1 pseudogene is annotated in these 264 nt (G+C 75.0%); it reads left to right on the forward strand.

What is annotated here, in order from left to right:
* Nucleotides 1–241, forward strand: a pseudogene (locus tag VR44_RS35840) (NTP pyrophosphohydrolase); the annotation flags it as partial.
* Nucleotides 242–264 lie beyond the last annotated feature (23 nt).

Raw genomic sequence — 264 nt, forward strand, 5'->3', positions numbered from 1 at the left:
GGAGCGGGACGCCGGTGAGGAGGTCGTCCTCGTCGTCGAAGGAGCCGCCCAGGGGGTCGAGTCCGTGCCCGGGGTACGGGTCGAATCCGCCTCCGGCAGCGGCGACGACCTCATCGTGGAACTCGCCGCGGCCCACGCCGACCGCCCCTGCACGGTCGTCACCGCGGACCGCGCACTGCGCGAGCGGGTCAGGGCGTACGGCGTCACCTGCGCGGGCCCCCGCACGGTCCGCCCCGCCTAGGCCGTCTCTTCCGGATCTTGCCT

Source organism: Streptomyces katrae, assembly GCF_000966975.1.
GTDB lineage: Bacteria > Actinomycetota > Actinomycetes > Streptomycetales > Streptomycetaceae > Streptomyces > Streptomyces katrae.